The organism is Enterobacter cloacae complex sp. HYC033_NIDB, from assembly GCF_056673335.1.
Genome location: NZ_CP115123.1, coordinates 2,389,363 through 2,403,040 on the forward strand (window position 1 = coordinate 2,389,363; position 13,678 = coordinate 2,403,040).

General features: G+C 55.0%; 14 protein-coding genes. 7 read left to right on the forward strand and 7 right to left on the reverse strand.

Translation table 11 applies throughout. The features are described 5' to 3' along the window. Positions 1–62: 62 nt before the first annotated feature. The 5 genes from artM to O1721_RS11415 form a co-directional block, all read right to left on the reverse strand. Positions 63–731, reverse strand: a complete 669-nt coding sequence (gene artM, locus O1721_RS11395) for an arginine ABC transporter permease ArtM (RefSeq protein ID WP_003858369.1) — start codon at positions 729–731, stop codon at positions 63–65. Then, on the reverse strand, positions 731–1,447 hold the full coding sequence (artQ, locus tag O1721_RS11400) for an arginine ABC transporter permease ArtQ (RefSeq protein WP_003858367.1): 717 nt from the start codon (positions 1,445–1,447) through the stop codon (positions 731–733). The genes artM and artQ overlap by 1 nt, the downstream gene beginning before the upstream one ends. 6 nt (positions 1,448–1,453) lie before the next feature. Beyond that, on the reverse strand, positions 1,454–2,185 hold the full coding sequence (gene artI / locus O1721_RS11405) for an arginine ABC transporter substrate-binding protein ArtI (RefSeq protein ID WP_006174322.1): 732 nt from the start codon (positions 2,183–2,185) through the stop codon (positions 1,454–1,456). A gap of 18 nt (positions 2,186–2,203) precedes the next feature. Beyond that, positions 2,204–2,932, reverse strand: coding sequence for an arginine ABC transporter ATP-binding protein ArtP (gene artP, locus O1721_RS11410; RefSeq protein WP_006809439.1), 729 nt, complete (start codon positions 2,930–2,932; stop codon positions 2,204–2,206). Positions 2,933–3,158: 226 nt separating this feature from the next. Next, a complete protein-coding gene (locus tag O1721_RS11415) occupies positions 3,159–3,677 on the reverse strand; it encodes a lipoprotein (RefSeq protein ID WP_023303369.1) in 519 nt (172 codons plus the stop codon). A gap of 97 nt (positions 3,678–3,774) precedes the next feature. On the opposite strand from O1721_RS11415, the gene O1721_RS11420 reads away from it, so the two are divergent. From O1721_RS11420 to O1721_RS11430, 3 genes are all read left to right on the forward strand, one after another. Continuing rightward, a complete protein-coding gene (locus O1721_RS11420; protein ID WP_006174327.1) occupies positions 3,775–4,098 on the forward strand; it encodes a heavy metal-binding domain-containing protein in 324 nt (107 codons plus the stop codon). Next, positions 4,095–4,925 carry an N-acetylmuramoyl-L-alanine amidase gene (locus O1721_RS11425; protein WP_032647842.1) on the forward strand — a complete coding sequence of 277 codons (831 nt, stop codon included), beginning with the start codon at positions 4,095–4,097 and terminating at the stop codon, positions 4,923–4,925. The genes O1721_RS11420 and O1721_RS11425 overlap by 4 nt, the downstream gene beginning before the upstream one ends. Before the next feature lie 269 nt (positions 4,926–5,194). Then, on the forward strand, positions 5,195–5,818 hold the full coding sequence (locus tag O1721_RS11430) for a helix-turn-helix domain-containing protein (RefSeq protein ID WP_017693726.1): 624 nt from the start codon (positions 5,195–5,197) through the stop codon (positions 5,816–5,818). Here O1721_RS11430 and O1721_RS11435 read toward each other — a convergent pair. Continuing rightward, positions 5,815–6,453 (reverse strand): hypothetical protein, encoded by a 639-nt coding sequence (locus O1721_RS11435; protein WP_015571004.1) that lies wholly within the window; start codon positions 6,451–6,453, stop codon positions 5,815–5,817. The two genes, O1721_RS11430 and O1721_RS11435, sit on opposite strands and share 4 nt — an antisense overlap. Beyond that, positions 6,453–8,015 carry an ExeA family protein gene (locus tag O1721_RS11440; RefSeq protein ID WP_032647845.1) on the reverse strand — a complete coding sequence of 521 codons (1,563 nt, stop codon included), beginning with the start codon at positions 8,013–8,015 and terminating at the stop codon, positions 6,453–6,455. Before O1721_RS11440 ends, O1721_RS11435 begins: the two co-directional genes overlap by 1 nt. A 258-nt stretch (positions 8,016–8,273) precedes the next feature. On the opposite strand from O1721_RS11440, the gene gspC reads away from it, so the two are divergent. The 4 genes from gspC to gspF are packed head-to-tail and all read left to right on the forward strand — an operon-like array spanning position 8,274 to position 13,678. Beyond that, entirely contained in the window at positions 8,274–9,047 is a 774-nt protein-coding gene (gene gspC / locus O1721_RS11445; RefSeq protein ID WP_045324685.1) for a type II secretion system protein GspC, read from the forward strand. A 13-nt stretch (positions 9,048–9,060) separates the two neighbouring features. Beyond that, entirely contained in the window at positions 9,061–10,977 is a 1,917-nt protein-coding gene (gspD, locus tag O1721_RS11450) for a type II secretion system secretin GspD (protein ID WP_017384866.1), read from the forward strand. 14 nt (positions 10,978–10,991) lie between these two features. Continuing rightward, a complete protein-coding gene (gene gspE / locus O1721_RS11455; protein ID WP_032647847.1) occupies positions 10,992–12,470 on the forward strand; it encodes a type II secretion system ATPase GspE in 1,479 nt (492 codons plus the stop codon). Next, positions 12,470–13,678: a type II secretion system inner membrane protein GspF gene (gene gspF, locus O1721_RS11460; RefSeq protein WP_017384864.1), complete on the forward strand. Its 1,209-nt coding sequence runs from the start codon at positions 12,470–12,472 to the stop codon at positions 13,676–13,678. The genes gspE and gspF overlap by 1 nt, the downstream gene beginning before the upstream one ends.

The window sequence follows — 13,678 nt, forward strand, 5'->3', positions numbered from 1 at the left end:
AAAAATGCGGGTAACCTATCAGGTTACCCGCACTACGAAAACAGCTTTATGCATTAAGTCGATTAATTTCTGCGCTCAAACGCCAGCGCCTTACGCTCGATAAGACGCATCATCAGGGTCAGCAGACCGTTGACCACCAGATAGACCAGACCCGCCGCCCCGAACACCATCACGTCGTAGGTGCGTCCGTACAGCAGCTGTCCGTGGCCCATCACTTCCATCAGGGTGATGGTGTAGGCCAGAGAGGTACTTTTGAACACCAGCACGACTTCGTTGGAATAGGAAGAGAGGGCGCGCTTAAAGGCATAAGGCAGCAGGATCGCCAGCGTATCCTTCTTGCTCATGCCCAGCGCCCCGCAGGACTGCCACTGGCCTTCCGGGATCGCGCGAATGGCGCCGTAGAACAGCTGCGTGGTATAGGCCGCGCTGTTCAGGGAGAGGGCAATCAGGGCGCAGAGCCATGGCTCAGAGAGCAGATGCCAGATAACCGGATATTCCTGTAACGACGGGAACTGGCCCGGGCCGTAGTAAATCAGGAAGATCTGCACCAGCAGCGGCGTTCCGGTGAAGAGCGTAATGTAGCCACGTACAATCCACACCAGCACCGGCGTTTTCAGCGTCAGGACGATGGTGAAGATCAGCGCCAGGATCAGCGCCACGATGATAGACGCGACGGTCAGCGTCAGGCTGGTGTGCAGCCCTTTCATCAGTTCGGGTAAATAATCCAGCATCAGCCTGGTCTCCGTTCAAAACGCGTTGCGCGCAGATCAATACGCTTCAGAACGTACTGGCTCAGCAACGTGATCACCAGGTAGATAGCCGCCGCGACGATGTACCAGGTAAACGGCTCCTGCGTACGGGTGGCGATACTTTTGGTTTGCAACATCAAATCGTTCACGCTGATCAGGCTCACCAGCGCGGTATCTTTCAGCAGTACCAGCCACTGGTTACCCAGCCCTGGCAGGGCATGACGCCACATCTGCGGCATCACCAGGCGGAAGAAGATCGCCGCTTTCGACAGACCCAGCGCCTGGCCGGATTCCCATTGACCCTGCGGTACCGCTTTCAGCGCGCCGCGCAGCGTTTGTGACGCATAGGCCGAATAGAGCAGGGAGAGCGCAATCACGCCGCACAGGAACGGGCTGACGTCGAAGTTCTCAATCTGCATCTGCACCGGGATCTGCGCAAAGCCGAGATTAATCGTGAAGCCGTCCGACAGCGTTAACAGCAGCTGTGAGGAGCCGAAATAGATAAACAGGACCACCAGAATTTCCGGCAGTCCACGCAGCACAGTCACCAGCGCTGAACCGAGCCATGCGACAGGGCGCCACTTAACGGACTCCCACACCGCAAAGAACATCGCCAGTACGAGGCCGATAATCAGTGCACAAACGGCAAGGCCGACGGTCATCCCGGCGGCGCTTGCTAAAGGAAAAATTTCATTCATCAGGAATTACTTCTGGAACCATTTTTTGTAGATGGTTTCGTAGGTGCCGTCTTTCTTCACTTTTTCCAGCGCAGCGTTGAATTTCTGCTGCAACTCGGTATTGCCCTGACGTACGGCAATACCCAGACCTGTACCGAAGTAGTCTTTATCGGTCACCTTGTCACCCACGGCGGCCAGCTTGTCGTTCGCTTTCAGCCATTCAGTCACAACAGCCGTGTCCCCGAACACCGCATCGATACGACCGTTTTGCAGGTCCAGCTTCGCATTCTGGTAGCTGTCATACGGCACGGTGGTGATTTCCGGATGCTTATCCATGATGAATTTCTGGTGCGTGGTGCCGTTCTGCACGCCGACTTTCTTGCCTTTCAGCAGGTCAACGGAGGCGTATTTACCTTTCTGACCGATGAACAGGGCCGAGTTGTCATAATAAGGGGTGGTGAACAGAACCTGCTTTTCACGCTCCGGAGTGATGTCCATTCCGGCCATTACGGCGTCGATACGGCGGAACTTCAGGCTTGGGATCAGGCTGTCGAACGCCTGGTTGCTGAAGGTACAGGTCGCGTCGATTTCTTTACACAGGGCGTTTGCCAGGTCCACGTCGAAGCCAACAATCTTGTTGTTCGCATCAATGGATTCAAACGGAGGGTAGGACGCTTCAGTGGCGAAACGGATGGTCTGGGCTGCGGTAGCGGAAAGGCTGACGCTAGCAAGCAGCGCGGCAATCAATACTTTTTTCATTATAATTTCCCTAACACATTAGTGTGATAAGTAGTTTTTGAAGGCATCGGTTTGCGGGTTAGTGAAGCAGCTCGCGTCACCCTGCTCAACGATATACCCGTTTTCCATATAGACCACGCGGCTGGCGGTTTTGCGCGCCACTTCCACCTCGTGGGTCACGATGACCTGGGTAATGTTAGTTTCCGCCAGCTCACGAATGATGCTCACGATCTGGGCGGTAATTTCCGGGTCCAGCGCCGCGGTCGGCTCGTCAAACAGCAGCACCGCAGGCTCCATCATCAGCGCACGGGCGATCGCCACACGCTGTTGCTGACCACCAGAAAGATGTAAAGGATACCGGTCGCTGTACGGTTTCAGACGCAGACGTTCCAGCAGCTTTTCCGCACGCGCCATCGCCTGGTCTTTGCTTAAGCCAAGCACGCGGCACGGGGCTTCAATCAGGTTTTGCACCACCGTCAGATGCGGCCAGAGATTGTATTGCTGGAAAACCATGCCCACGTTTTGACGCAGTTCACGAATCGCTTTATCAGACGGGGTTTTCGCGAAGTCAAAATGGTTACCGGCGATGGCCAGCGTCCCCGAACGGGGCATTTCAAGCAGATTAAGAACACGCAGAAGGGAGCTTTTTCCCGCGCCGCTTGGGCCGAGCAAAACCAGCGTTTCGCCCTCCGGGCAACTCAGCGTAATGTCGAACAGCGCCTGGTGTGCGCCGTAGAAGCAGTTAATGCCGTTTAGTTTAATACTCATCGGGGCAGTCTTTACTCATCCAGGCAATCTATAGCAATTGAGGCCGCAGATAGTACCGTTGACAGAATAGTTATGCAATATTTCTGCGTTAAAAGTTAAATATAACCCGTATTTACTCTTAAACATAGCACAAAATAGCGACGGGAATGGGGGGCGAGTATAAATGTCGGCATTCCGCAGGAAATGCCGGACATTTTACGGGGTTAACGTTTATTTAACGGAGGCGTTAGCGGTTCTCAATCGACTGGCGAAGGGTGCCCGCCGGGGCATGAACGCTGCCGCCAATGTAGCGCACATCGTCTATTGCCCAGCACTGGCCTTCACGGATCATCAGAACCTCATCCTGCCATGTTTGCGTCCCCTGGGTGAGCTTCACGCGCAGGGGAATATTGCGTGCGTCGGTATTCGGTATGGTGGACGCGCTGGCAACGTCGGCGCTGTCCGGCAGCGTGGCGCGGCTGGAGAACGGATCGGATGACAGCAGGGCGTTGTGCTGCGGATCGCGCGAAGCGTCGGTGAGCAGTTTCGCCAGATTATCGCTCAGGTACGGGCGCAGGGCGGTCAGGTCATTACCGTGATGCTGAATACGGTAATCATAAAATTGTTGCGCCACGGCATCCGGGCCACCCTCAATACAAGGGCCGCTGCGGGTTCCGATATCCTTAAAGGCTGGCGTGACCGGCGTTGTGCAGGCGCTGAGCACCAGCGCGCATGGCACTAAAAGCGTTAAAGCAGAGTAGCGCATGTTGATTTCCTTATTTATTAACTATCCTTTCAATCATAGCGTAACGAACCGATAATGCTGTCGCTAACGCATTGAACGCTAAAGAAGGAGAGAAAGTATGCAATTTTCAACAACGCCAACCCTGGAAGGTCAACCGATTACCGAGTACTGCGGCGTGGTCACCGGTGAGGCGATTCTGGGCGCAAACATTTTCCGCGATTTCTTTGCCGGCATTCGGGATATCGTCGGGGGTCGTTCCGGCGCGTACGAGAAAGAGCTGCGTAAGGCGCGCGAGATTGCGTTTAAGGAGCTGGGCGAGCAGGCCAAAGCGCTGGGCGCGGATGCGGTGGTGGGCATTGATATCGACTACGAAACGGTCGGGAAAGATGCCAGCATGCTGATGGTGAGCGTAAGCGGCACGGCGGTGAAGACCCGTCGATGAAGCGTTCGCTCTCAACCCTCCTGCTGGCGATGTTGCTGGCAGGATGCGCCTCGGAAGAGGGCATTGTTGATAAAGGCGCGTACGAGCTGGATACGCGCCATCAGGCGCAGGCGGCCTACCCGCGTATAAAGGTGCTGGTTATTCACTACACCGCCGATGATTTCGACACCTCGCTTGCGACCCTGACCGATAAAAACGTCAGCTCTCACTATCTCATCCCCGCAAAGCCGCCAGCTCCGCAGGGCAAACCGCGTATCTGGCAGCTGGTCCCTGAGAGCGAACTGGCCTGGCATGCGGGCATCAGCTTCTGGCGTGGCACCAACCGCATAAATGATACATCCGTCGGCATTGAGCTGGAAAACCGCGGCTGGCGGAAAACCGATGGCGTGAAAACCTTTACCCCCTTCGAACCGGGGCAAATTGCGGCGCTGATCCCGCTTGCCAGAGACATCATCGCCCGCTACGACATTAAACCGCAGAACGTGGTGGCACACTCGGATATCGCCCCGCAGCGTAAAGACGATCCTGGGCCACTGTTTCCGTGGCGCGAACTGGCGCAGCAGGGTATCGGAGCCTGGCCCGATCCGGCGCGCGTAGATTTTTATATCAACGGGCGACCGCATTATCAGCAGGTTGATACCGCAGCACTGCTCGATTTGCTGGCGCGCTACGGTTACGAAGTGCCAGAAAACAGTACGCCCGAACAGCAAAAACGCATCATCATGGTTTTCCAGATGCATTTCCGTCCGCAGTTATGGAATGGCGTAGCGGATGTGGAAACCATGGCGATTGCCGAAGCACTTTTAGAGAAATTCGGGCAGGGGTAAACCTTCGGACTACCCCCGAATGAGTATATTTTCGTAAGTTTCTATCAGATTAATCCTAAGTACAAACTCATTTCATTTTTAGTTAATTGACTTAAAATTATCCGGATTTAAGATGGACACATAGCGCGCTAAGTAATTTGGCGAATTAATAAAAAGCTTCACTCTTTTTTTGTTTATTCTTGACGTTTTCATCAGGAAAAATATTTATGGCTCGGTAACAACACCGTGGCCATGCTTTTTAAAAATCACATCTTAAATCGGGTATAACAATGTTAAGCATCTATGGAAAAAAATTACGTCCGCAACATGAAATGGAAAAGATCATTTCTGCAACCTCAGGCGTTGAAGAAAGAACGTTAAAAAAATGGCAGAAAATTTCCACTTCTGATTCCGGCTATATTCATATTATCGTTAGCGGTGAAGTCGAATTTCGACGTGAATCTGACGAACTGTGCATGTTCACCGTCACCGGGCAATGCATTTTCGGCCTGTCGTCAATGTATTACAACGCCACCCATATGTACGGCCTTGTTCGGACGAATACGGTTGTTCGCTCGATCAAGAAAGAGGTCTTCGCCCAGCTGATGACCGAAAAAAATCTGTGGCCAGAACTGACCAAAGTCCTTTCCTGGTACATCTGCATGCTGAGCAAACGTGATGATGTTCTGGTTGCCCGCAGTGCGTATTCCGTTGTCCGCGAATTTTTATATGAGATTAACGACCTGATTGTTCAACAACAGCGTGATATTAACGTTTATGATTACATTCAGGAATACACTAACCTGGCACGTAGCACTATTATTAAAATCCTCTCCGATCTGAAAAAGGGTCAATATATTGTGGTGGAAAAAGGTCGACTGCTTAACCTTACCGCACTGCCTGAAAAATATTAATACCTGCTCCCGCCGTCTCCTTTTTCACTGAAAGGAGAACGGCTATTTCCACTGTTTTTTACACTGGCTTGTGAATTATCCTGCGTTTCGTCAACCGGCGGCGCGGGAATTTTTCCTTGAGAATAATCCTGCTCCTGCTCTTTTAGCGCCTGCTTAAATAATTCCGTTAATGATGACTCTTCACTGCCCGTGCTGGCGGGAGCGTTATCGTGCTCATGCGCTTCGGTCCCGGGTAAGGTATCCCGCGAGGCGTCGTGTGGCACTGCGCCGTCGGGCGCTTGCTGCCAGTCGCCATCATCACTGTTGATCGGCAGATCCTGCATCGATGGAACATCAACTGGCACTGGCGCAGCTTTAGGCTGCGGATGCGGGAACGGTTTACTCACGTACACGTAATGCATATCCGAAAGCTGCGTTTCCGGTTTCGCAACGCTGGCGTTGACCGGTTCAGGCGCCGGGTGGTGCAGGTTCCAGTAGACGTGCATATACAGGCCGACAACCAGCATGACGCAAATCCCGACCAGCCATAACGCTGTTTTGCCGAATACGTTTTTCAGGCTGGGGAGACGGTACGAAAACCAGACCGCTTCCCCGGTTGTATAGCTGCGCTGGGCCGCAAGGCAGATGGTCGACATTAGGCTTTCTTCTCCTGCATTTTCGCGTCCGGGGTGGTGCGGGTGGTCTGAATCAGTACGCCCGGCGTGCTGTTGGTCACGCGCATCAGCTGCATCAGCGTATCTTCACCGGGGATGCCATCCACGTGCAGATGCATTTTTTGCTGGAACTCGCGGGTGCGTTTCATCATCTCTGTGGTCCAGATCCGGGCATGCGTTTCGGGCTGGCTCAGCGCCAGGCTTAATTGCTGATCCAGCCAGGCCATATCTTTGCTGTCGCTGGCCGCGCCGATCGCGTCTTTACCTTCCGGTGTCAGGCGGTGCAGCTGGGTGAAGTTGCCGGTCGCGTGCCGGTTAAACCAGCTGCGGCTCACCTGCCAGGTCCGGTTATTCATTAACAGGTCAATGGACGTGTTCCCGACCCTGGCGACCACCGCATAGTTAAGATGGCCGCTGGTTTTCAGTTCACTGACCCACGGATACCCTTCCTGCGCCAGCGTCTCCGGCGACGCGTTCCCCTGTTTACACATCAGGTTCACTTTGGCGGCGTTCTGGCACAGCGCATCTTCGGCCGAGGCGTCATACCCCCACATGAGATACAGCTGATGCATCGCATCCGGCTGATTAACTATTTCGTTGTCGATAACCGGCACTACGGGCGCTTCGACTTTTAGCGATTGCTGTTTCCAGCTGACGGGCACCGGCAGCTGGATCGGCAGGCGTGCACCGATCGATGAGGTCAAATACCAGCCGCAGGCGGCAAACAGCACGGACGCAAACAGCCCCACGGTCGCCAGGCGCTTACCGTGTTTTTGGGCGGGCAGGATCTCTCCCGCCGCCAGACGTAAATGACGTGGGCTGACCTGGGCCGCGCGTTCCGTCCAGGCGGCGAGCATTGACAGGTGCGCCAGCGCGTTCAGTTTGCTGATGTTGCCTTTGGTTAGCGTGTGCATTTTGCGCACGCGGGCAGGCGGCAACGGCGAGTTTTCGCAGCCGTGTTCTTCGCACTGGGCCTGAACATAGCTCAGGTATTCGCGGCAGGTCAGGGGGCGCAGGGCATGATGCGTGTGCGTATATTCGCGCAGTTCAGGTTGCTTTAGCAGGATCTCCTGATCCGCAGTGCCCGTCAGTACCACGGCGAGCCGGAAGTTCAGCTCCTGGGCGCGCGTGAGCAGCGTTCCCAGGACTTCACGGCAGCTCTCCTTCATGGCTTCGGCATGGGCGATCGTCACTACTCTGGATTTCGCTTTCCCCTCCTGCCACTGGCGCAGGACGGCATCCACCGCCTGCATGCGATCTTTAATCGCTTTCGTTCCCGGGTTGAGTTTGTACAGCAGGCTACTGGCACTCAGTTTGGGAAATGCGTTGATGGCAAGAACGGTATGGTTGCTGGCTTTAAGCGCGTCGATGAACTGACCCAGAAGCGGAGCGTCGTCGCAAAAAAGCCCGATAATTCCCGCCAGCTGGGTTTTCTCTTTCAGCAGGTTGAACACGTCCTGATGATAAGGCACCAGAAAATCACCGGATAAACGAGTGATTGTCCTGAATGGCGGATTGTTAAAATTAAAGTGGCTCTGATACATAACGACTTACCGTCTCTGATTAGGAATAGCAACAGCAGCAGAAAGTAAGGTAATGCCCCTGAGCGGTCAATTTGCAGACAGAGTAAAAATATCCAGCCGGCTGCGCCTAACATCTGGAATTTATACGGTCAATATTTTTCTTTATGAAAGTTGGTGGCGAAGTCAGTGGTCGCGTTTGCAGCAGCTTATTACTATTTTCCTCCATATTGGCGCAGTATGACGCTGCTTATTTTTGCTTTGCTATAGGCCGGATAAAAAATGAGGTTCTCATTTCTGTCACGGTGGATAACGCCTTGTATTACGTTTTTGCTGCTCATTTTTTGCGGCCAGCAAGGCTATCTCACCTTTAAAGATTATAAAAAAGTTACGAATAAGTTTGCTAATTCTGACCTACAGCCGCTGAAAAAACCGCACGAAGACAAACCCTTCACGCTTTTTACGGCTGCCGTCCGTCAGGAGAACTTATCGGCTGCGGCAAAACCCCCGCTGGCGGCGGAGATTGAAGGCATTGTGCGCAGTGATGACGCCTGGCTCTCCTTCGCTGTTATCAAAACTCCAGGCGGCCAGCGAAGCTACCGCGAGGGTGAACCGCTCGCCGGGTTTAACGACGCATTTATTCAGGAAATAAACAAAGATAATGTGGTGGTTAATTATGAAGGTGCTACGCAGGTACTGGCGTTAAATAAACCGGACTATTTTAAGGGGGGCGTGGAGAGCGGCCCGGTTACAAAATCGACGAAAGATGCTGGCGCAGAGAGTGTGCATCTTGATGATTATCTGGTGTTAAAACCCATCATTGAAAAAGGCCGGCTGGAAGGCTACAGGATAAACCCAAGGAATGCCTCCGCCTTTTACAGTCAGTCAGGTCTGGAAAAAGGCGATGTGGCGATTCAGGTTAACTCTGTCGATATGACCGATGAAGCAAAAGCGAAAAGCATTATTGCCAACTGGTCGAAAATGAAAGAAGCGGAGGTCATCGTACGACGTCACGCTCACCTTGAAAATATTCGGGTTAATGTTCTAAATAATTAATAAGTGTGCAGACATGAAAAAATTTCCCTGGGCGTGCGTGGCGCTGACCGCATTGTCGTTATATTCCAGTTCGCTGCTTGCAGCTAACTTTAGCGCAAGTTTTAAAAATACTGATATTCGCGAGTTTATCGATACGGTAGGTCGCAATCTCAACAAAACTATTCTGGTCGATCCGTCCGTCCAGGGAACCGTCTCGGTCAGAACCTACAACGTGCTGACGGAGGATGAGTATTACCAGTTCTTCCTGAGTGTGCTGGATCTCTACGGCCTGTCGGTGATCCCGATGGACAACGGCATGGTCAAAGTGGTGCGCTCAAGCGTAGCGCGTACCGCCGGTGCGCCGCTGGCAGACAGCAAAAACCCGGGCAAAGGTGACGAGATTATCACCCGCGTGGTGCGCATGGAAAACGTACCCGTTCGCGAGCTGGCCCCGCTGCTGCGCCAGCTCAACGATGCCACCGGCATCGGGAATGTGGTCCACTTTGAGCCGTCCAACGTCCTGCTGTTAACCGGTAAAGCCTCGGTGGTGAACCGCCTGGTGGATCTGGTGCAGCGCGTCGATAAAGACGGTATTCAGCGCCGCGAAATCATCCCGCTGCGCTTTGCCTCTGCCAAAGAGCTTTCGGATATGTTGAATAACCTCAACAACGAAGAGCAGAAGGGGCAGAATGCGCCGCAGCTGGCGACCAAGGTGGTGGCGGATGACGAAACCAATAGCCTGGTGATCAGCGGCTCGGAAGATGCGCGGGCGCGTACCCGTTCCCTTATCCATCAGCTGGATCGCGAGCAGAATAACGAGGGGAACACCCGCGTCTTCTACCTCAAATATGCCAGCGCCACCAAAGTGGTACCGGTGCTGACGGGGATTGGCGAGCAGCTGAAAGACAAGCCGGGCGCGGCCAAAGCGAAAACCGCGAGCGCCTCAACCGACCTGAACATTACCGCCGACGAGTCGACCAACTCCCTGGTGATCACCGCGCAGCCTAACGTGATGAACTCCCTGGAGAAGGTGATCGACAAGCTGGATATTCGCCGTCCGCAGGTGCTGGTGGAAGCGATCATTGCCGAAGTGCAGGACGGCAACGGCCTGGATCTTGGCGTGCAGTGGACCAGCAAGCACGGCGGCGTGCAGTTTGGCGCTACCGGCCTGCCAATCAGCCAGATTAAAAATGGCACCATGAAAGGGGCGAGCTTCACGGGCCTTGCGACCGGCTTCTTTAACGGTGATTTCGGTGCGTTGGTGACCGCGCTCTCCACCGACGGTAAAAACGACATCCTCTCCACGCCAAGCGTGGTCACGCTGGATAACAAAGAAGCGTCGTTTAACGTCGGTCAGGATGTGCCGGTGCTTTCCGGTTCGCAAACCACCAGCGGCGACAACGTCTTTAACTCCGTTGAGCGTAAAACCGTCGGTACCAAGCTGAAGATTGTGCCGCAAATCAACGATGGCGACATGATCCACCTGAAGATTGAGCAGGAAGTGTCCAGCGTTGACAACAGCGCAACGGAAGATTCCAGCCTCGGCCCAACCTTCAACACGCGCACGATTAATAACGAAGTGATGGTCCACAGTGGTCAGACGGTGGTGCTCGGCGGCCTGATGGAAAATGTGACCAAACAGTCGGTCTCCAAAGTGCCGCTGCTCGGCGATATCCCGCTGGTCGGGCAGCTGTTCCGCTACACCTCGCAGGATACCTCTAAACGCAACCTGATGGTGTTTATTCATACCACCGTCCTGCGTGACGACGACAACTACAGCGCAGCCTCGAAAGAGAAATATGACCAGATCCGGGTGCGCCAGATGCAGCGAGCGGAAGAGAAGAAGCTGGGGATCATTGAACCGACGGACAACGCCGTACTGCCAGCGTTCCCTGCCGCCAGCGCCGCACCCGCGAAAACCTCCGCGGCACGCAATCCGTTTAAAGAGTAAGGCGGAGGGATACCGTGGACGAACTGAGTAAAACCCTGTGTAGCAGCAACTACGCAAAAGTTAACGGCGTTCTGCTTTACAACAATGACGTCTATATCCGTGAGGACACCCCGGCATTAGCACTGCTGGAGGTGCGCCGGGTGCTGGGACGCGCGTTCGTCCCGATCACCCTGGCGCCGGAAGCGTTTGACGAGATGCTGGCCAAAATCTGGCAGCAGAGCAGCGGCGTGTCGCAGCAGCTGGTGGACGACATGGACGCGGATATCGATCTGATGGCGTTAACCGAGGAGATCCCGGATAACGAAGATCTGCTCGATAACGACGAAAACTCGCCGGTGATCCGCCTGATCAACGCCATTCTCGGCGAGGCGGTGAAGGACGGCGCGTCGGATATTCATATCGAAACCTTCGAGCGCACCCTGAGCATTCGCTTTCGCGTTGACGGCGTGCTGCGCTCGGTGCTGCAACCGGCGCGTAAGCTCGCCCCGCTGCTGGTGTCGCGTATCAAGGTGATGTCGAAACTCGACATCGCCGAGAAACGCCTCCCGCAGGATGGCCGTATCTCCCTGCGCATCGGTCGCAAGGCCATCGACGTGCGCGTCTCGACCATTCCGTCCCAGTACGGCGAGCGCGTGGTGATGCGCCTGCTCGATAAAAGCAATCTCAAGCCCGACATCAACAAGCTGGGGCTGATTGATGAAGAACTGGAGAAGCTGAAAGGGCTGATCGACCGCCCGCACGGGATCATCCTCGTTACCGGCCCGACGGGTTCCGGTAAAAGTACCACGCTGTACGCCATTCTTTCGGCGCTGAACGGCCACGAACGCAACATTCTGACCGTGGAAGATCCGATTGAGTACGAGCTGGAAGGGGTGGGGCAGACGCAGGTTAACCCGCGCGTGGACATGACCTTTGCCCGCGGGCTGCGCGCCATTCTGCGTCAGGACCCGGACGTGGTGATGATCGGGGAAATTCGCGACGGTGAGACCGCCCAGATTGCGGTGCAGGCGTCGCTGACCGGTCACCTGGTGATGTCGACGCTGCACACCAACAGTGCCGCAGGGGCGATAACCCGTCTGCGGGATATGGGGCTGGAGTCCTTCTTAATCGGTTCATCGCTGCTCGGTGTCATTGCCCAGCGTCTGGTGCGTCGGCTGTGTACGCACTGCCGGACCACCAGTCCGCTGGACGCCAATGAAAAAGCGCTGTTCAGCTTTATGGCCGCGCCGCCAGACGCGATTTACCGCGCGGTGGGGTGCGAACACTGCCGTCAGAGCGGCTATCAGGGCCGCGCCGGTATCCATGAATTCCTGGTGGTGGACAGCGCCATGCGCCGCGCCATCCATGAAGATAAGGACGAAATGTCCCTCGAAACGCAGCTTTTTAAGCATGCCTACAGCCTGCGTGAAAACGGGCTGCTGAAGGTGATCGGCGGCGTGACGTCTCTGGAAGAGGTCATGCGCGTCACCGCCGAACGTGGAGGGGATGCGTAATGGCTTTCTACGCCTGGACGGCAACAGATGCCGCGGGGAAAACACAGCGCGGGACGTTACAGGCCGAGGGGCAGAAGCAGGTTCGCCAGTGGCTTCGCGAGCAAAAGCTGATGCCCGTCAGCATCACCGAAACCCGCGAAACGGCGGCTGGCGGGAAAGCGAAAACCGGGGTGAAGCTCTCTACTCCGGTGCTGTCGATGTTTACCCGTCAGCTTTCGACGCTGGTCAACGCCGCGCTGCCGCTGGAGAGCGCGCTGAAAGCGATCTCGAAGCAGACGGAAGACAAAAAGCTGGCGGCGATGGTGGTGGAGATCCGCGAGAAGGTGGTGGAAGGCCACACCCTGTTCGATGCCTTCAGCCAGTTTCCGCGCACCTTCGACAAGCTTTACTGCACGCTGGTGATGGCCGGGGAGAAAACCGGTCACCTGGGCGACGTGCTGGAGAAGCTGGCGGAGTACAACGAGCAGCGCCAGAAGATGAAAAGCAAGCTGACGCAGGCAATGGTCTACCCGATAACCCTCACCGTGGTCGCCATCGCGGTCATCAGCATCCTGCTGGTGGCGGTGGTGCCGCAGGTGATCGAGCAGTTTACCCACATGAAGCAGCAGCTGCCGATCACCACCCGGACGCTGATTGCGGTCAGTGATTTCCTGCAAGCCTGGGGCATTTATATTGTGGGCATTCTGGGGGGCGGCTTTATCGGCTTCAAAACCTGGCTGAGGAATGCCAAAAACCGTTTTCGCTGGCACAGCTGGCTGGTGAACGGCTCGCCGATTAAAAAGCTGGTCTGCGCCATCAACAGTGCCCGCTATATCCGTACCCTGAGCATTTTGCAGGCCAGTAGCGTGCCGCTGCTGGAGGGAATGTATATCGCGATGGACGGTATTGAAAACCGCTATGCCCGGCAGGTGCTGGAGCAGGCCGCCGACACCGTGCGCCAGGGGGCGTCGCTGTATGCGGCGCTGGAACAGGCGAAATTATTCCCGCCCACCATGCTGTATATGATTGCCTCCGGTGAAGAGAGCGGGGAATTAGGTAATTTAATGGATCGCGCGGCGGAAAATCAGGAATCGGCCTTACAACATCGAATTACATTAACGCTGTCGGTCTTTGAACCGGCGCTGGTGGTATCCATGGCGACGATTGTTTTATTCATCGTTCTGTCAATATTACAACCGCTTCTGCAACTTAATAATATGGTAGGTTAA